12 protein-coding genes are annotated in these 18767 nt (G+C 63.4%); 6 read left to right on the top strand and 6 right to left on the bottom strand.

Features of this window, described 5'->3' with window-relative positions:
- Positions 1–46: 46 nt before the first annotated feature.
- Complete coding sequence (locus F2P45_RS05645; protein WP_166871315.1) at positions 47–2689, bottom strand: TonB-dependent receptor; 2643 nt, start codon at positions 2687–2689, stop codon at positions 47–49.
- A 92-nt stretch (positions 2690–2781) separates the two neighbouring features.
- Positions 2782–4062 carry a glycosyltransferase gene (locus F2P45_RS05640; RefSeq protein WP_166871313.1) on the bottom strand — a complete coding sequence of 427 codons (1281 nt, stop codon included), beginning with the start codon at positions 4060–4062 and terminating at the stop codon, positions 2782–2784.
- A gap of 143 nt (positions 4063–4205) precedes the next feature.
- Between F2P45_RS05640 and F2P45_RS05635 the strand changes: the two genes are divergently transcribed.
- The 4 genes from F2P45_RS05635 to F2P45_RS05620 all read left to right on the top strand — a co-directional run bounded on the left by F2P45_RS05635 (position 4206) and on the right by F2P45_RS05620 (position 7804).
- The gene (locus tag F2P45_RS05635; RefSeq protein ID WP_166871311.1) at positions 4206–6035 is read left to right on the top strand and encodes a DUF885 domain-containing protein; all 1830 of its coding nucleotides are present in this window, start codon (positions 4206–4208) and stop codon (positions 6033–6035) included.
- 111 nt (positions 6036–6146) lie between these two features.
- Positions 6147–6707 carry a 3'-5' exonuclease gene (locus F2P45_RS05630; protein ID WP_166871310.1) on the top strand — a complete coding sequence of 187 codons (561 nt, stop codon included), beginning with the start codon at positions 6147–6149 and terminating at the stop codon, positions 6705–6707.
- 378 nt (positions 6708–7085) lie between these two features.
- Positions 7086–7349: a helix-turn-helix domain-containing protein gene (locus tag F2P45_RS05625; protein WP_166871308.1), complete on the top strand. Its 264-nt coding sequence runs from the start codon at positions 7086–7088 to the stop codon at positions 7347–7349.
- 2 nt (positions 7350–7351) lie between these two features.
- A complete protein-coding gene (locus F2P45_RS05620; protein WP_441295243.1) occupies positions 7352–7804 on the top strand; it encodes a HipA N-terminal domain-containing protein in 453 nt (150 codons plus the stop codon).
- A 277-nt stretch (positions 7805–8081) separates the two neighbouring features.
- Here the strand turns inward: F2P45_RS05620 and F2P45_RS05615 are convergent, their stop codons facing one another.
- From F2P45_RS05615 to F2P45_RS05600, 4 genes are all read right to left on the bottom strand, one after another.
- On the bottom strand, positions 8082–10274 hold the full coding sequence (locus F2P45_RS05615; protein WP_166871306.1) for a patatin-like phospholipase family protein: 2193 nt from the start codon (positions 10272–10274) through the stop codon (positions 8082–8084).
- A 73-nt stretch (positions 10275–10347) separates the two neighbouring features.
- Complete coding sequence (locus F2P45_RS05610; RefSeq protein ID WP_166871304.1) at positions 10348–10650, bottom strand: YciI-like protein; 303 nt, start codon at positions 10648–10650, stop codon at positions 10348–10350.
- Between the two features lie 21 nt (positions 10651–10671).
- Entirely contained in the window at positions 10672–11151 is a 480-nt protein-coding gene (locus tag F2P45_RS05605) for a cyanophycin metabolism-associated DUF1854 family protein (RefSeq protein ID WP_370663209.1), read from the bottom strand.
- Between the two features lie 2 nt (positions 11152–11153).
- On the bottom strand, positions 11154–13403 hold the full coding sequence (locus tag F2P45_RS05600) for a cyanophycin metabolism-associated ABC transporter (RefSeq protein ID WP_166871575.1): 2250 nt from the start codon (positions 13401–13403) through the stop codon (positions 11154–11156).
- Between the two features lie 289 nt (positions 13404–13692).
- On the opposite strand from F2P45_RS05600, the gene F2P45_RS05595 reads away from it, so the two are divergent.
- Both F2P45_RS05595 and cphA read left to right on the top strand, forming a co-directional pair.
- Positions 13693–15888 (top strand): cyanophycin synthetase, encoded by a 2196-nt coding sequence (locus F2P45_RS05595; RefSeq protein ID WP_166871300.1) that lies wholly within the window; start codon positions 13693–13695, stop codon positions 15886–15888.
- 95 nt (positions 15889–15983) lie between these two features.
- Complete coding sequence (gene cphA / locus F2P45_RS05590; protein ID WP_166871298.1) at positions 15984–18554, top strand: cyanophycin synthetase; 2571 nt, start codon at positions 15984–15986, stop codon at positions 18552–18554.
- Positions 18555–18767 lie beyond the last annotated feature (213 nt).

Here is an 18767-nt window from a genome sequence, read left to right as displayed (position 1 = left end):
CAATTTCCACGCAACGCTTCCGGGACGATCATTTTCCAGCCAGGACTTACATCTTGTAGCGCAGCGACAAGCCCACCACGCGGTCGTAGCGGCGGATGTCGCGCGGGTTGCTGTCCACGCCATGGTAATCGTGGTACTTACGATCAAGCAAGTTCTCCACGTCCACAGTCACGCTCATCGCTTCGCTGATCTTGTAGGAGAGCGAGGCGTCCATGGTCTTGATCGGATCGACGATCAGGTCGAAACCCAGGCCACGGTAGTTGAAGGTGTCCACATACTTGTCGCGCCAGTTGTAGGCCACGCGGCCGGACCAGCCATCGCGCTCGTACAGGCCGACAATGTTGTACGACAGCTTGGACATGCCGACGAACGGTTTCAGCACGCCGCCAGTGTCGGTCAGGTCGCCCTTCATGTAGGTCACGTTCGCCTGCAGGCCGAAGCCGCCCAGCCAGCCCGGCAGCTTGTCGTAGAACTGCTGGTAAGACAGTTCCACGCCTTGCAGCGTGCCCTTGGACATGTTGCGCGGACGGTTCACGTCGTAGACGATGCCGTTGTAGGTTTCCTTGGTCGAACTGGTCAGAATGTAGTTCTTGAAGTCATGCCGGAACACGGTGCCCGTGAGCGAGCCGGTCGGTGCGAAATACCATTCCATCGCAGCATCGAAGTTATTGCCTTCGATGGGTTTCAGGTTCGGATTGCCGCCCGTGCCCACCGCTTGCACCGTGGTGCTCGGCACGTTGTACGAGACGCCCGGATTGAACTGGTCAAAGTTGGCGCGCTGCATGGACTTGCCGGCGGTCAGGCGTGCCTGCACCTCCGGCAGGATCATGGCCTTGAGGGTGGCGTTCGGCAGCACGTCGGTCGACGATGGCGTGCTCGATACCGGCACGATCACGCCGTTGGCCTGCGAATAGCCGCTCAGCACACCCTTGGTCTGCACCACGCGCACCCCGACCGTGCCCTCGACCGGGATGTGGCCGGCCGTGAAGCCGTACTTGGCCTTGGTATAGATGGCGTAGGTGGTTTCCTGGTTGTTGAACTGGGACAGCTTGTCTTCCGCCGACTTGCTGCCGTCGCCGAACAGCTTGCGCAGGTCGCCGATATGGTCGTGCATGAAGCCGGCGCACGGCGTCACCCATGAAGCCATGCCGTAGTCGCCCGCCATCGGCATCGAGTTGCAGGCCAGGCCAGGCACCGAGCCCAGGGCAATGTTGCCCGGCGCCGGACGGAAGCCGTCCAGCTCGTGCACATACGCCGCCTTGCGCTTGGCGACCCGCACGCCGGTCGACACATCCTTGATGAAGCCGTCTTCTTCCGGGGTCCAGGTGGCGTCGGCGCGCCAGTCGGTCGCGCGGCTTTCGGCGTGGCTGTGATTGTCGAAGAAGGTAGCGACCCGGTAATTGTTCGGGTTGCTCATGTCGTAACCGGGATAGGAAAACTGCGCTCCGCCGTTCACGTAAGTATTGCCGGTAATGGTAGGCGGTGCCGCCACCAGGTCGACGATGGGAAACTCCTGGGTAACCTTGCTCAAGGTGCGCGCCAGTTCGGTCGTCACGCGCCAGGTCGGCGACACATTCCAGCGCGCACCGATGGCGCCCTGGCTGCCCAGCGAGTAGTCGTGCGGCGCCTGGGTCGAGCCGAGCGCGAACGGCTTGCTGTCGGGCGAAGTGACGGTCTGCACCTGGTTGGTGCCGGGAATCAGGGTGTAGCTGGAATTCTTGTTCAGCCCGAGCGCGCCCACATAAAACTGGCGCTCGGCGTCGTGATGGATTTCGGTCGAGATGCCTTCGGCAAAGAACTCCAATGCCGAATTCGGACGCCACTGCACGGCAAAGTTGCCTGCCACGCGCTTGCGCTGGCCCTGGTACAGCACATGGCCCAGCTCGTCCGGCGCGGAGATGCCGGCGCCGAGATCGGCGGCGCGGTCCTTCGGCGGCGAATTCCAGGTGATTTCGTCGTGGTAGTTGCCATCCTGGTAGGACAGGCCGGCCAGCGCGCCAATCTCGCCGTAACCGGTTTTCCAGCGGTTCGAGATCATGCCAGACAGATTGGGATCGTTGGTTTTGGATTTGTCGCGGTTTTCCACGCGCGCGGTAAGGCTCGACGCGAAGCCCTTGGCATCGAACGGACGCGCGGTGCGCACATCGATCACGCCGGCGGTGCCGCCTTCGACCATCTCGGCGCCCTGGGTCTTGTACACATCCACCCGTTGCAGCATGGCGGCGGGAATGTCGGCCAGGTACAGGCTGCGGCCCTCTTTGCCGGCGGTGAACATTTCGCGGCCGTTAAGCAGAGTCACCAGGCCCGGCAAGCCACGGATGACGACTTCGCGCGCTTCGCCGTTTTCGCGGCGGATCTGCACCCCGGTGACGCGGCCGAGCATTTCGGCGACGTTTTTATCGGGGAACTTGCCGGCTTCCTCGGCCACGATGGAATCGATCACTTCATCGGAATTGCGCTTGATCGCCTGGGCGCTCTGGGCGGCCTTGCGCACGCCCGAGACGGTGACCACGCTGGTGGTGTCGGCGGCGATGGCATCCTGCGCCCGGACCGAGGCGCCGCTCAGCATGCCGGCGCCGGCCAGGGCCGCCACGATCAGCTTCAGGGTCAAGGGGCTGCGGATGAAGGGGGTGCCGAACAAGGGGGAGCAAAAAACGGCCGCGACGGGGCCTTGTGCGTGCGATGTCATACGTCTCCTTGGCTTTTGGTTCTAGTTATATGATTCTTGGGTATTTTTAGCCCTTGAACCGGATAGTAAGGAAAGCCAAAGAATCAATCCAATCATATTTTTCCGCTTTTCGATACCGTTTTTGATATGACATCGATCATGCCGTCCAACGCTCCCCCGCTCGCCATACGCTCTTTGACAGCCGCGCAGCCGACATGAATCTCGGGCGATTGCAGCAGGCGCTGCAAGGCGTCGGCCAGGGTGCGGGTAGTGGCGCGCTCCGCCTTCAAGGTCAATCCGGCATGCAGGGCCGTGACGCGCACGCCGTTGTCGAACTGGTCGTAGGCCATCGGCACGACCAGTTGAGGCGTACCGGCGCGCAAGGCAACCGCCGTGGTGCCGATGCCGCCGTGGTGCACGAGTGCCGCCGCGTCCGGCAGCAAGGCTGCCAGCGGGCAGTAATCCTGCCAGAAGGCCGTTGGCGGCAGGGTTGCCGGCACCTGCGCCCGGTGTGCCGTGAGGAACACGATGCGCCGGCCCAGCCGCTCAGCCGCCGCCAGGGCGCTGCTGAAGAACCTGGCGGCGTGCAGGTTGGCGGTACCGTGGGTGACGATGATGGGGGCACTGCCGGCGCGCATGAATTGCAGCAGCGCCGGCGCGATCGACGCCTCCGGATGCGGATCGTACAGCGGAAAATCGCCGCACAGCAGCGGCGACGGCCAGTCCGGCTGGCGCCCGCCGAACCATTCCGGAAACAAGCTTACGGACAGATCGGGCACCCCATACATCTCGTCCATGTAGCTGGCAATGGGCGCGCGGCCCTGCGCTTGCCGGGCCGCGTTCAGTTCAGGCACGACGACCGGGTTGATGGCCGTTGCCTCGACCATGTTCCAGAGCCAGCGCCGCACCTTCAACGGCATCCAGCCCGGTATCGGGAACGGCCCCAGTACCGGCAGATCGTGCACGGTGCGCAGGTTCGATGGCGCCAGGTAGCCGGCCACGATCCGCAAGCCGGGACGGTCCGCGCGGCACAGGTCGGCATGCGCCACGGCCAGGGGATGCACCAGCAGTACGCATGGCTGCTCGCGCGGCAAGGCCGCCACGAAGGCCTGCATCGCTTCCATGCCGGGGCGCATGGCGCGCCAGACCACGCCGAAGCCGCGGCGCGGATGCCACAGGTCGGGATTGTCGAGCACCGCCGGATCGGCCGGCAGCGGATGGAAGGCCAGGCCGGCCTGGCGCACCAGCGCCTCGTGCATGAGGGGCGCAAGCACCGTGGTGGGGTGGCCGCGCTCGCGTAGCCGCAGCGCGACCCGCAGGAATGGAAACAGGTCGCCGGCCGAGCCGGTGGTGACCACGACAATGTGCGGCAAAACGGTCGAATAATCGGACATGGCGCTTCCAGAAAGTGGATCAAGCGCGCTGGCGCCGGCGGGCGCGAAGCGCCGCTCATCATACAGCGTGAGCGGGCTGCCCAGCCCCGGTCATTTGCGCTATCCTGCTTCGGTTCTCCTCAATCCACCTACAAGGAACCTTCATGCGTTTCAGCCTTTCCCGCCCGCTGCTCGGAACCACGGCATTGCTGGCCGTGTTGATGTCACCTGTTTGCGGCGCCAGCGCGGCGCCGCCGGCCGCGCCATCCGCCGCCAGCGCGTCGTCCGCCTCCGCGAGCCAACTGCATAAACTGGCAGATGCTTTTTATCGCGCACGCGCGCATTTCGACCCGCTGCTCATTACCGCCAACGGCGACAGCCGCTATAACGGCGAGCTGGGAATGAGCATGTCGCCTGCGCGCCGCAGCCGCCAGTTTGCGCTGTACCGGCGCATGCAAAGCCAGCTCAAAGCCATCCCGCGCACCCGTCTGAGCGAGGCGGAGCAGCTCAATTACGCTATGTTGGCCTTCGAGCTCGACAGCGGTCTGAGCCTGGAAAAATTCCCCGAGCACTTGCTCCCGCTGAACCACCTCGATAACGTGCCCGGCACCCTGGCCAATTACGCCAGCGGCACCGGTTCGCAGCCCTTCAATACCGTCGCCCAGTACGGGGATTACCTGAATCGCCTGAACCAGCTGCCAGCCTGGATCGACCAGGCGATTGCCAATATGCGCGAAGGCGTCAGGCGCGGCATCGTGCAGCCGAAAGCGATCGCGGTGGCGATGCTGCCGCAGTTCCGGCAACTGCGCAGCGCCACGCCGGAAGCGAATATCTTTTACACGCCGATCAAGAATCTGCCGGCGGCGTTTTCGCAGACGGATAAAGACCGTCTGACAGCGGCGTACCGCGCAATGATCGCCACGCGGCTGTCCCCCGCCCTCGACCGGCTCGCGCTTTATCTGGAAAAGGAATACCTGCCCGCCAGCCGTGCGAGCGACGGCTGGAGCGCGCTGCCGAATGGCGCGGCGTGGTACCAGGCGCAGATCAAGGACCGCACCACGGTCTCGATGAATCCCGACGAGATTCATCAACTAGGGCTCAAGGAAGTGGCGCGCATCGGGCAGCAATGGGCGCTGCTCGGCCCCAAGCTCGGATACAGCGGCCCGCCGGAGGCACTGCCGCAATGGGTCGAAGCGCAGGCCAAATTCAAGACCTTCAAGACCGAGGAGGAGGTGCTTGACGCATATCGCCAGATCGACAGCAAGGTCAAGACCAAGCTGCCCGCGCTGTTTTCACTGCTGCCGAAAGCGCCGCTCGGATTGCAGCTGGAGCCCGAATTGACCCGCGCCACCGCGTCCGATCACTACACGCCGGCAGCGGCCGACGGCTCGCATCCGGGCGTGTTCTGGGCGGTCGTGAACGATCCAAAGGATTACAGCCGCACCGGCATGGTGACCTTGTACCTGCACGAAGGCCAGCCCGGCCACCATTTCCATGCGGGCCTGCTGAAAGAACTCGACGTACCGGATTTCCGCAAATTCAATACCGAAAATCCGAATATCGGGGCGTTTACCGAAGGCTGGGCGCTGTATGCGGAAACCCTGGGGCACGAATTCGGCTTGTACGACGATCCGGAAGCGTACTTCGGTCACCTGAACGATGAATTGCTGCGCGCCGTCAGGCTGGTGGTCGATACCGGCATGCACGCCAAAGGCTGGACCCGCGAACAGGCGATTGCGTACGCCAGCAAGACGCTCGGCTACAGCGAAGCGCGCGCCAAAAACCAGATCGAGCGCTACATGGTGTGGCCGGCGCAGGCGCTGAGCTACAAAATCGGCGCGCTCAAGATACTGGAATTGCGCGAGCGGGCGCGCAAGGCGATGGGCGAGAAATTCAGCCTGCCCAGGTTTCATGAAGTGGTGATCGGCGACGGCACCTTGCCGCTGCCGCTGCTGGAAGCGCGGGTGGAGCGCTGGATTGCATCGGCAAAATAGAAGAAGCGTGGAAGAAGCGCATGAGGGGAGCGGCTGTAAAAGAGGCTTTTTCCGGCCGTCTCCCGATGTTGGTTATAGTAGCGTTTTAACCACATAAGGAAATTCAACTGAATGCAAGCATCCCGTTATCTCGTCATCGACGTTGAAGCCACCTGCTGCGACAAGAGCACGGTGCCACGCGACCATATGGAAATCATCGAGATCGGCGCCGTGATGGTCGATGGCGCCAGCCTCGCCGTGGTCGATGAATTCCAGACCTTCATTCGTCCGGTGCGCCACCCGCGGCTCACGCCGTTCTGCACCACGCTTACCTCAATCGGGCAAAAGGACGTCGACGGTGCGCCGCTGTTCGAAGAAGCGATCGGCCACTTCAAGACCTGGCTCTATCAATACAGCGACTTCATTTTCTGTTCCTGGGGCGACTACGACCTGAAACAGCTGCACCAGGACTGCGCATTCCACAAGCTCCCCTACCCGATCAGCGCCTCGCATGCGAACCTCAAGCGCCTGATGGCGGAGCGCCAGAAGCTGTCCAAGAAACCGGGGCTGGGCGAAGCCATCCGCCTGGCCGGCATGAAGTTCGAAGGCGCCCACCATCGCGGCATCGACGACGCCCGCAATATCGCGCGGCTGCTGCCTTACATCGTTGGCGATGCCCGGCTGCGCCGCTAAGCGAATTTGCAGCGCCCCTTGCCTCAAGGGCAGCGCCATCGTTACCGGAACTGACTTTTCCTCGGGTTTTGCTATCGGACGGACACAACAACGCGATCATGCACGCGGCGGCACAACGCGCATTTCACCTGTTTCTCCCATCCATCCGCATTGACTGCGACCACCAGCCTGTTGCCTGAGCTTGCCTGGCAGCTTGCCGACGAGTCAAGATGCCTCCTGACCTTGAAGCGACTCCAACCCAGCAGACCCAGTGGCGGCACCCTGGCCTCGGGTTTATCCGCAATTCGGCTATCTCTGATTTAGCTGCAATTCGGCCAAATTGACTTTAGCCGGTATTCAGATTAAATGGACCTATCTGAATAGCGGATATTTTCTTCCATGGCTTTCGCGCCCACGCCCCATCTTCTCCTCACCGCGCCACAGCTCGGCCTGCTGCTCGTATCGACCCGCAAACGGCGTAAGCTCACCCAGACGGCGGTAGCCAGTCGTGTCGGCTTGAGCCAGAATCGCATCTCGTACCTTGAGAAACATCCTGACGAAATCAGCGTCAAGCAGCTGCTCAGCTGGTGCTCGGCAATTGAACTGGAGCTTCGCCTGGGCGAGCGGGATACCTTTACTGCAAGCGTCTCGGCGGAGTGGTAAGCATGGGCCGCCGCTCGCACAGCCAAACACTGCATCTCTGGGCCAATGGGGATTACGTTGGCTGTTGGACGGTCAACGCCAATGGGGACTCCGAGCTACAGTACGACACCGCCTGGCGCAGCTCCCAGCGTGGGCGAGCCATCTCGCTGTCGATGCCGTTCAATCTCCATAATGAGCCGCTCAAGGGAGCAAGCGTCTCGCACTACTTCGAGGGCCTGCTGGCGGACAGCGATATTATCCGTAAACGTGTTGCGGCCCGGTTCAAGACAGGCTCTGTCGAAGCGTTCGACCTTCTCGCAGCCATTGGCCGGGACTGCGTGGGCGCTTTGCAGCTCCTGCCCGAAGGCATTGAACCGGAAGGACTTGCACAGGTTGACGGCATCGCCGTGGACGAGGAAGCCATTGAGCGGCACCTGCTTGAAGTGGTTAACCCGGACCAGTACGGCAGCAAATGATCACGTTCATCCGACCAGTACCACGAGTCGAGGATCGACAGGACAATGCTGTCCGATACAGCTTCAATGCCGACAGCGTCAACAACGCTTGGATTCTCAAGCCCCACCCTTCCCATCCTTTATGCTTTTTGATAGCGATGTGTCGTCTTTCGTCTGTGTTCGCTTTTGGCTGTCAACCGAGCATGAATCTTTGCGGGGAATGAAACCGTCAGAAAACACCACCTGTCCGGACTCCAGTGGCAGTGCATTGGTAGCGAGCAATCGAGACGGATCGTATTCACGGCTTACCGAAGAACAGATAAAACGTCTGGTTGCCTCGCTCGCCCACCCCAACCGCCACGGTGAACGGCCCCAGCGCGGTATTGACCGCGCCGAACAGGGAGCCGGCAAACTGCGCCCGCTCCATCTGGTCGCCGTTCAAACGCCGCGTCATCTTGCCCAGTTCAACCGAACCGCCCAGGTACACATTGCGCGCCCCCAGCAAGGTCATTTTACGCGTGTACACGCCGCGCCCGAACAGATAATCGCCGCCGAGGAACTGGCGCGCCTGGTAGCCGGACAAATTCAAAAAACCGCCCAGCGAAAACAACTCCATCAGCGGTAAATCATCGCCCCACAAATGGCCCGCCCGTCCGGCCACGCTGAACCGGTGCGGGCCACGGTTCCACGCCATTTCGTGCCCCACTTCGAGCCGCTTGTATTCGACCGTGGCGCCAACCGAGGTCGGGGCGATCCGCGCGTTCACAAAGCTGTAATTGCCGGTCGATGGAAATACCCAGTCGTCCAGCCGGTCCTGCACGTATTCGAATTTCACCACGCCGATCTGGCTTTTCTCGGTGGTCAGCTGCGACACGCCGATACTCGGGTCCGACCGTTCGGTACCGCGTTCCAGGCCCACCTTGAAGGTGCTGTCGTCATCCACGTGATTGACCAGGTCGATGCCGACTGAGGCCTGCTTGGCGCTGTAGGTCGCCACCGCCTTGTCGTTGATGATCAGGTTATCCTTGTTCTGCGAAAAACGCACCGACGGTGCCACGTACCAGCGGCTTTCGCCGCCAAGCGGTTGATACAGCTGCGAGGCAAACGAATTGACCTGCCCGAGCGAGACGGTATTGCGCCATTCGAGGCCGGAGCGCGTCAGCCATTTGCCGCGATGCGCCAGCAAGATCGTAAAGTCGCTTTCGCCGGCCAGATCGGTCGACAGGCGCACGCCCGCCTGCAGGTAATTCGGTCCCCATTCCTTCTCGACCGGTTCGATCACCAGGGTGCGTCCTTCCGGCCCTTGTTCGAAACGGTGCGTGACGTTTTCGAAGTCGCCCGTCGAATACAGGCTGTTCATATTGGCGTGCAGTTCCGCCGTGCTGAAGGCCTGGCCAGCTTTGATCGAGAATTTGCGGTTGATGAAACTCTCGCTGACATTTTTCAACTGTTTCGTATCGATGCGTACCGAATTGACCTTGACCACCGCCGGATGGCGCGCCGCGCGCGCCGCCAGGTGCGCCTTGAAATCGGCGTCGGACAAGGCCAGCGGCGCCAGGCGATCGGCCACCACGCGCGCGGCGGCCTCGCCCATGTCGATGGTCTTGGCGGAGTTTTCAAAGTCGGCGGCGCTGAAGTCGCCCAGTTGCGGCAGGATCAGCACGTCGTTCGGCGTCAGCTCGCGCAGCGACGCTTCGACGTTCTGCTCGGTGAGGATGTTGAGCATCTGCTGGCCGACGCCGAAGGCCGACACGATCTTGTCGCGCTTGAGCAGCGGCGTGCCGAGGTTGACGGCGATGATGATGTCGGCCCCCATGGAGCGCGCCACGTCGACCGGCAGGTTGCGCACCAGGCCGCCGTCGAGCAGCGCGCGGTCGTCGATCTCGACCGGGGCGAACACGCCCGGCACCGACATGCTGGCCCGCATCGCGCGGGCGATGCCGCCGCGTTCGAGCACGACCATCTTGCCGTTTTCGATGTCGGTGGCGATGGCGCGGAAGGGAATGTCGAGCTCGTCGAAGTGGGTCACGTCGCCGGTTTTCGCCGCCAGTGTGTTGAAGAAGAATTCGATCTGCTGGCCGTAGTTCAGGCCGCGCGGCAGGCGCATTTCGGCGTCGGAAAAGCCGATCTCGCCGCTGACGATGTTCTTGCGCTCGGTCGCCTTGGCGTAGGTCGAGCGCTCCAGGCGCGGCGGGCTGTCGGTGAGGACATTGTTCCATTCCACGGCGGCGATGCGCTTTTCCAGCTCGTCCGGACGGTTGCCCATGGCGTAGGCGCCGGCCACGATCGAGCCCATGCTGGTGCCGACCACGTAGTCGACCGGGATGCGCATCTCTTCAAGGACTTTGAGGACGCCGATGTGGGCCACGCCGCGTGCGCCGCCGCCGGATAACACCAGGCCGATTTTGGGGCGTTTGGGAGGATCGGCGGCGAGGACGGTGGCGTGGAAGACGGCGAGGAGGAGGAAGACAGAGGCGTGGAAGGCGCGCATGGGTTTCCGGTTGAATTCAGGCGTGCTATGGCCCCCCGCCTGCGCGGGGGAGACGGTTTGGAGCTTAGCGGTCTTACTCGGGCCGCAAAGGATTGAATGCATCCTTGCCGACCACGGTATTCCACTGCCGGACCTTATACCCGGTCACCACGCCATGCAGCAGATACGGATCGGCCTTGGCAAACGCCTCCACCAGCGCCGGCGATTCGCTCTGGAAGAACAGCACCGACATATCGGCCGGATCGGAAAACGCGCCGCCCATGATCAGTTCACCGCGTTCCTGCGCTTCCCACGCCAGTTTCAAATGCGCGTTGCGGTATTTGCCGCGTGTTTCAAGATAATCCGGGGCCAGGTCGTAACATAACAAATAGTGCATGCATACTCCATCAAAACGCCATCATAAAAACCGGTCGAGAATCTTCCGGCTGTGCTTGTCGATGGTGAACATATCGCGGATCAGAAACTGGATGCCGTGGTTATCGGCCACCAGCAGCGACGCGTCGCCGATCCGGCGGATATCTTCTTCGCCCTTGAGCGTAAACGCGGTATCGCCCCGGTCGGTCTTGACTTCCCATGTGCATGGCGTGGCAAAACTGCTGACACTGACAATATGGTAAATCACCGGCATGAATTCGCGCCCATCGAGGTCATCTTGCACCAATTCCCGAATCGGCGCTGGCAGTGCCGCCAGACTGTCGATCCAGCCGACTTCCTTGCCATTCGAAAGCACCATCGAAATACCCTGGTCCGGCGCCTGGATCGGGAACGCGCGCACCGGCGACACGCCCACATGCACTTCGCCGTCTTCCGCCGTCAACGTCAATTTGCCGAAACTGTCGCGGCTCAATGTGAATACCGAACTTGCTGCGCTTGCCATCATCAATCCTTGTCGTCCATATCCGTATCGACGTTGCGCGCCTGCGCTTCGTACAGCCGGAAATATGCGCCTTCACGCGCCATCAATTCATCGTGGCTACCCTCTTCCATCACCACGCCGCGGTCCAGGACCACCAGGCGGTCGGCCCGGTGCAGGGTCGACAGACGGTGCGCGATGGCGATCGTGGTGCGGCCCTGCACCAGGTTATCGAGCGCTTTCTGGATTTCTTTTTCGGTTTCCGAATCGACCGACGAAGTCGCTTCATCCATGATCAGAATGCGCGGGTCGATCAGCAAGGCGCGCGCAATCGAAATGCGCTGGCGTTCGCCGCCCGACAAGCCCTGCCCGCGCTCGCCCACCATCGAATCGTAACCCTGCGGCAGGCGCAGGATGAATTCGTGCGCATGCGCCGCGCGGGCCGACGCGATGATTTCCTCGCGCGTCGCATGCGGCTTGCCGTAAGCGATATTCTCGGCGATGGTGCCGAAGAACAAAAACGGCTCCTGCAGCACCAGCCCGATATTCTTGCGGTAATCGGACACCGCGAACGAACGGATATCGACGCCATCGAGCAGAATCGCCCCTTCCGACACGTCGTAGAAACGGCAGATCAGATTGACCAGGGTGCTCTTGCCCGATCCGCTATGCCCCACCAGGCCGACGAATTCACCGGCCTTGATATTGAGCGAAATACCGCGATTGACCGCGCGGTTACCGTAACGGAAACCGACTTCGCGCAAATCGATGCGCCCTTCGATCTTGTCCAGCTTGACCGGATTGACCGGCTCCGGAACGCTCGATACATGATCGAGAATATCGAAAATGCGCTTGGCGGCCGATGCCGACTTCTGCGTCACCGACACAATGCGGCTCATCGAATCGAGGCGGCCATAAAACCGGCTGCTGTACGTAATGAACAAGGTCAGCACGCCGACCGTGATGTTCTTGTTCGATACCAGCCAGATGCCGAATACCCACACCACCAGCAAACCGAGTTCGGTCAGGAACGACACGGTCGGCGAAAACAGCGACCAGACCCGGTTCAATTTATCGTTGACGGCCAGGTTATGTTTGTTCGCATCGCGGAAACGGGTCGCTTCGCGCTGTTCCTGGGCAAAGGCTTTCACCACGCGCACGCCGGGAATGGTATCGGCCAGCACATTGGTCACTTCGCCCCAGACCCGGTCGATTTTCTCGAAGCCGGTGCGCAGGCGGTCGCGCACGATGTGGATCATCCACGCGATAAACGGCAGCGGCACCAGGGTAATGACGGCCAGCATCGGATTGATCGAGCACAGGATCACCCCGGTCATGATAATCATCAGCACGTCGGACGCAAAATCGAGCAGGTGCAAGGATAAAAACACGCAAATGCGGTCGCTGCCGCTGCCAATGCGCGACATCAGATCGCCGGTGCGCTTGCCGCCGAAATACTCCAGCGACAGCTTCATCAGGTGTTCATAGGTGGCCGAGCGCAGGTCGGCGCCCATCCGTTCCGACACCAGCGCCAGCACGTAGGTCTTGCCCCAGCCCAGCAGCCAGGCCAGCACGGCCGAGCCGAACAAGCCGGCCATATACATCCACACCAGTCGCTGGTCGACCGGCTGCCCGTTCTGGAACGGTATCAACACGTTATCCATCAGCGGCATGGTCAGATACGGCGGTATCATATGCGCCGCGGTACTGGCCAGCATCAAAAAGAAGCCCAGCCCGAGCTGCCCGCTGTACGGCTTGGCGAAGCGCCACAGGCGGAACAGGGTCCAGGTCGACGGCGGCGTGTACAGCACCTTGGTGCAGATCGGACATTCATCCTGCCCCGGTTCCAGTGGCGCCTTGCAGCTCGGACACACATCCTGCTCGGCCGACTGCACCGGCAAGCCGCTCAGGAAACTGTCGCGCTGCTCGCTGAAATGGTCGAGCACGCGGATCGCGTGCAGGTTCTGCCCCAGAGTGAAACGCCAGGAGGTCAATAAACCTTGCTCGTCGAACAATTGCAGATGGCCGACACCGGCGTGATCGTGGTGCGTGAGCGACAGTCCGGGGCGGAAAGCCCACTCGCGCCACGCGCTTTCGCCCGGCGCGCGGGCCAGCAAACGGCGGCTGGTGACCACCACCAGGCCTTTTTTGAAATGCAATTTGGCATCGAGGTCAACCTCGACGCCACTTAAAACGTTTTCCCCTGGTGCAAGTTTTTTAGCGACGTCAGCCTGCCAGTGTTCGGGCAGGGAAAGCGGGCCGGTGCCCGTCGTCATAGGAGAAACAGATGGATTGATAGTCATCGTAGTGCGGTTCCGGCTCTGGGCCACGAATTTACGGGCGGAAATTGTTCAACGTGGGCGCCGGTAGCAGGGCTCCCTGGGACGCCGAACCGGCATGCTGCGGAGCAGGCCCGCGCGACGCGTTCGGGAATCCAGACTGGCAGAAATCGGTTCAGCACGGTAAGCTTCGTCTCTAGCAAGTATACAACATGATGCGCTTCGAAAAGCCTCACGAGGTCTTAGGGCGTGAACAACGCCAAGCCTGTTATCAAGAAATAACGACATGACAAAGAAGAAAGAAATCAGTGTTCTGCGGGTAAGTCACCTGCGCGGACCCAACATCTGGACCTATCGCCCGGTGATCGAGGCGTGGCTGGATATTGGCGAGCTGGAAGAGTTTCCGTCGAACCTGCTGCCCGGCCTGTACGAGCGCCTCACCGCGTCGCTGCCGGGCCTGATCGAACACCGCTGCGGCGTGGGTGAGCGCGGCGGCTTTCTGGAACGCCTGCGCGAAGGCACCTGGTCCGGCCACATCCTCGAACATGTCGTTCTTGAGCTGCAAAACCTGGCAGGCATGCGCACCGGTTTCGGCAAGACCCGCTCCACCGGCCAGCATGGCGTCTACAAGATGGCCTTCCGCACGCGCCAGGAACAAGTCGGCCTGGCCGCGCTCGACGCCGGCCGCGCGCTGCTGATGGCGGCCATTAACGACACCGCGTTCGATCTGGACGCCGCCGTCGCCACACTGAAAGACGTCGTCGACCGCCACTGCCTCGGTCCCAGCACGGCGCACATCGTCGAAGCGGCCACCGAGCGCAAGATCCCGTTCATCCGCCTCACCGACGGCAACCTGGTGCAGCTTGGCCACGGCGCCGCCCAGCGCCGCATCTGGACCGCCGAAACCGACCGCACCAGCGCCATTGCCGAGAGCATCGCCAGCGACAAGGACCTGACCAAGACCCTGCTGCAATCGTGCGGCGTGCCGGTGCCCGAGGGCAGCCTGGTACGCAGCGCGGCCGCCGCATGGGAAGAAGCGCAGGACATCGGCCTGCCGGTCGTGCTCAAACCTTACGACGGCAACCACGGACGCGGCGTCTCGCTCAACCTGATGACCCAGGCCGACGTCGAAAAAGCCTACCACCTGGCCGCGCGCAAGGGCGACAGCGCCAGCGTGATCGTCGAGCGCTTCATCCCCGGCGACGAACACCGCCTGCTGGTGGTCGGCACGCGCATGGTCGCCGCGGCCAGGGGCGAGTCGCTCTGGGTCACCGGCGACGGCGTGGGCGACATCGTCGCGCTGGTCAACAGCCAGATCAACACCGACCCGCGCCGCGGCGAAGGCGAAGACGCGCCACTGAACCCGGTCAAGCCCGACGTCTCGGCCGAAATCATCCTCGAACTCGAACGCCAGGGAATGACTGCGCACTCGGTGCCGCTGGCCGGCCAGAAAGTGCTGATCCAGCCGAACGGCAACGTCGCCATCGACGTCACCGACCTGGTGCACCCGTCAATCGCGCACGCCGCCGCACTGGCCGCGCGCATCGTCGGCCTGGACATCGCCGGCATCGACCTGGTGGCCGAAGACATCACCCGTCCGCTCGACGAGCAGCGCGGCGCCATCATCGAAGTCAACGCCAGCCCGGGCCTCTTGGCCCACCTGAAACCCGGCCAGGGCGCGGCGCGTCCGGTCGGCACGGCCATCATCGAGCACCTGTTCGCCGACGGCGAAAGCGGACGCATTCCCATCATCGGCGTGACCGGCACCAGGGGCACCAGCCTGATTGCGCGCCTGATCGGCTGCCTGGTCAACCTGACCGGCAAGCACACGGGCGTGGTCAGCGGCCAGGGCCTGTTCCTCGACCAGCGCCAGGTCTCGAGCGAAAACGCCATGACCTTCGACGCCGGCCAGCGCCTGCTGATCAACCGTACCGTCGAAGCGGCTGTTTTCGAGAGCAATGCGCGCATGATCCTGTCCGAAGGCCTGGCCTACGACAAGTGCACGGTCGGCGTGGTGACCGACATGGAAGGCCAGGAAGCGCTGGCGGAATATCACATTATTGACGCCGACGGCATGGCCAACGTGATCCGCAGCCAGGTCGACGTGATTTTGCCCGACGGCGCGGCGGTCCTCAACGGCGCCGACGCGCGCGTGGCGGAACTGGCCGGCCTGTGCGACGGCAGCGTGATTTTCTACGCGGTCGACCCGGAACTGCCGGTGATCGTGGCGCACCGCGCCGCCGGCCAGCGCGCGGTGTTCATGCGCGGCCAGGACGTGGTGCTCGGCGACGGCGCGGCCGAGACGGTGCTGCTGCGGATGTCCACGCTCAAACCGGGCACCGCCCAGTATCCCGAAACGGTGCTGGCGGCGGTGGCGGCGGCGTGGGCGCTGGACGTGCCGGTCGCGCTGATCGGCGCCGGCCTGCGCACCTTCGACACGGCCGCGGGCAACGCCAGTAAACCCACCAAAGCCAAACTTTAACAACACAGCGCCCGGCCGGATGGCCGGGCTGCCGGCAGTGTCAACGCCCGAGGGCGCAGCGACGCACCAGCGCAACACTTAGGATGAAACGCTTTATGGAAGTATCTCGCGTACGGGCCCTGCGCGGCCCCAACCTCTGGAGCCCCCACACCTCGATCGAAGCGATCGTCGCCTGCACCGGTGCCGAACAAGATGTCGGCGCCCTGCCCGGCTTCGAAGAGCGCCTGCGCGCGCGCTTCCCCGAAATGAGCCCGCTGCAAACGCTCGGCCACCACGACCGCATCGCCATGGCCCAGGTGCTGGAACTGGCGGCGCTCGGCCTGCAGGCGCAAGCCGGCTGCCCGGTCACCTTCAGCCGCACCACCGCCACGCCCGAAGATGGCATCTTCCAGGTCGTGGTCGAGTACTCCGAAGAAGTGGTCGGCCGCCTGGCCATGGACCTGGCCGCGCAACTGTGCGCCGCCGCCGCCGACGACACTGCGTTCGACCTTGGCGCCGCCCTGCTGCAACTGCGCGACCTCGACGAAGACGTGCGCTTAGGGCCCAGCACCGGCGCCATCGTCCAAGCCGCGCTGGCCCGCAACATCCCGTTCCGGCGCCTGACCGACGGCAGCCTGGTCATGTTCGGCTGGGGCAGCCGCCAGCGCAAGATCCAGGCCGCCGAAATCGACAGCACCGGCGCGATTGCCGAATCGATCGCGCAAGATAAAGAACTGACCAAGAAACTGCTGCACGCGGCCGGCGTGCCGGTGCCGCTCGGGCGCGTGGCCGCGGACCCGGACGACGCCTGGGCCGCCGCGCTGGAAATCGGCCTGCCGGTCGTCATCAAGCCGAAGGACGGCAACCAGGGCAAGGGCGTCACCGTCAACGTCACCACCCGCGAACAGCTGGTGGCCGGCTACCACGCCGCCGCTGAATTCCGCGACGACATCCTGGTCGAACGCTACCTGCCCGGCCACGACTTCCGCCTGCTCGTCATCGGCAACAAACTCATTGCCGCCGCGCGGCGCGACCCGCCGATCGTGGTTGGCGACGGCAAGCACAGCGTGCGCGAACTGGTCGAACAGGTCAACCTCGACCCGCGCCGCGGGAATGGCCATGCGACCTCGCTGACCAAGATCCGCTTCGACGACATCGCGCTGGCCAGCCTGGCCAAGCAAGGGCTGGTGGCCGAATCGGTCGCCGCCAAGGGCCAGCGCGTCGTTCTGCGCAATAACGCCAACCTCTCGACCGGCGGCGCGGCCAGCGACGTCACCGACGACGTCCATCCCGAAGTCGCCGCGCGCGCGATCGCCGCCGCCCACATGGTGGGCCTCGACATCTGCGGCGTCGACCTGGTGTGCGACAGCGTGCTCAAACCGATCGAAGAACAGAACGGCGGCATCGTCGAAGTCAACGCCGCGCCGGGCCTGCGCATGCACCTCTCGCCCTCGTTCGGCAAAGGCCGCCCGGTCGGCGAAGCGATCATCTCCTCGATGTTCGCCGACGGCGACGACGGCCGCATTCCGGTGGTCGCCGTGACCGGCACCAACGGCAAGACCACCACGGTGCGCCTGATCGCCCACCTGCTCACGGCGGGCGGCCTGCGCACCGGCATGACCAACACCGACGGCGTCTACATCGAAGGCCGCCGCATCGACAGCGGCGACTGCAGCGGCCCGCGCAGCGCGCGCAACGTGCTGCTCCATCCCGACGTCGACGCCGCCGTATTCGAGACCGCCCGTGGCGGCCTGCTGCGCGAAGGCCTGGCGTTCGATCGCTGCCAGGTTGCCGTGGTCACCAACATCGGCGCCGGCGACCACCTGGGCCTGAACTACATCACCACGGTCGAAGACCTGGCGGTGCTCAAGCGCGTGATCGTGCAAAATGTCGCCGACAGCGGCGTCGCGGTATTGAACGCGAATGACCCGGCGGTGGTGGGCATGGCCAACAACTGCCGTGGCAGCGTCACCTTCTTCACCGCCGACGCGGGGCACCCGGTCATGTCGACCCACCGCGCCCAAGGGCAGCGCGTGGTGTATGTGGACGGCGCCATGCTGGTCGCCGCCCAGGGCAAGATCGAGCACCGCATCGCGCTGGCCGAAGTGCCGATCACGCGCGGCGGCAGCATCGGCTTCCAGGTCGACAACGTGATGGCCTCGGTGGCGGCGGCATGGGCGGTCGGCACCTCGTGGGACGACATCCGCGCCGGCCTCGCATCGTTCGCCAACGAAAGCGACAACGCGCCGGGGCGCTTCAACGTCTTCAGCTACCGCGGCGCGACCGTGATTGCCGACTACGGCCACAATCCCGACGCGATCCTGGCGTTGGTGGGCGCGGTGGAAAGCATGCCCGCCAAGCGGCGTTCGGTGGTCATCAGCGGCGCGGGCGACCGGCGCGACGAAGACATCCGCCAGCAGACCGAGATTCTCGGCGCGGCGTTCGACGACGTGCTGCTGTACCAGGACCAGTGCCAGCGCGGGCGCGCCGACGGCGAAGTGGTCGCCCTGCTGCGCCAGGGCCTGGCCGGGGCCGTGCGCACCACCCACGTTGACGAAATCAACGGCGAGTTCATCGCCATCGACACTGCGCTGGCGCGCCTGGGCGAAGGCGACCTGTGCCTGATCCTGATCGACCAGGTCGACGCAGCCCTGGCCCACATCGCCGGCCGCATCGCCCAAGGCTGAGCCCCAACCGGGCTCTGACATCTGATTCGAAACATTGCCCGTCAGAGGTCAGACAAACCCCAAATAGAGCTCCGACCTCCTACAACCGGGGTCAGAGCTCTAATTCGAAACTATTTCCATCCCAATATTTCCGCACAGTCCCACGAGCTCACTCAAGAGACGCTCTCCCTCTATAGAAGCAAAAAAACCGACCAGAGTAACAAACCCATCAGC

Source organism: Massilia mucilaginosa, assembly GCF_011682145.1.
GTDB classification, from domain to species: Bacteria; Pseudomonadota; Gammaproteobacteria; order Burkholderiales; family Burkholderiaceae_D; genus Telluria_A; species Telluria_A mucilaginosa.
This window is presented reverse-complemented; position numbering and strand designations above follow the sequence as displayed.

Excerpts from the sequence above, each read along its gene's own strand:
- F2P45_RS05645 (WP_166871315.1), bottom strand. The coding sequence starts at position 2,689 with ATGACATCGCACGCACAAGGCCCCGTCGCGGCCGTTTTTTGCTCCCCC.
- F2P45_RS05640 (WP_166871313.1), bottom strand. The coding sequence starts at position 4,062 with ATGTCCGATTATTCGACCGTTTTGCCGCACATTGTCGTGGTCACCACC.
- F2P45_RS05635 (WP_166871311.1), top strand. The coding sequence starts at position 4,206 with ATGCGTTTCAGCCTTTCCCGCCCGCTGCTCGGAACCACGGCATTGCTG.
- F2P45_RS05630 (WP_166871310.1), top strand. The coding sequence starts at position 6,147 with ATGCAAGCATCCCGTTATCTCGTCATCGACGTTGAAGCCACCTGCTGC.
- F2P45_RS05625 (WP_166871308.1), top strand. The coding sequence starts at position 7,086 with ATGGCTTTCGCGCCCACGCCCCATCTTCTCCTCACCGCGCCACAGCTC.
- F2P45_RS05620 (WP_441295243.1), top strand. The coding sequence starts at position 7,352 with ATGGGCCGCCGCTCGCACAGCCAAACACTGCATCTCTGGGCCAATGGG.
- F2P45_RS05615 (WP_166871306.1), bottom strand. The coding sequence starts at position 10,274 with ATGCGCGCCTTCCACGCCTCTGTCTTCCTCCTCCTCGCCGTCTTCCAC.
- F2P45_RS05610 (WP_166871304.1), bottom strand. The coding sequence starts at position 10,650 with ATGCACTATTTGTTATGTTACGACCTGGCCCCGGATTATCTTGAAACA.
- F2P45_RS05605 (WP_370663209.1), bottom strand. The coding sequence starts at position 11,151 with ATGGCAAGCGCAGCAAGTTCGGTATTCACATTGAGCCGCGACAGTTTC.
- F2P45_RS05600 (WP_166871575.1), bottom strand. The coding sequence starts at position 13,403 with ATGACGACGGGCACCGGCCCGCTTTCCCTGCCCGAACACTGGCAGGCT.
- F2P45_RS05595 (WP_166871300.1), top strand. The coding sequence starts at position 13,693 with ATGACAAAGAAGAAAGAAATCAGTGTTCTGCGGGTAAGTCACCTGCGC.
- cphA (WP_166871298.1), top strand. The coding sequence starts at position 15,984 with ATGGAAGTATCTCGCGTACGGGCCCTGCGCGGCCCCAACCTCTGGAGC.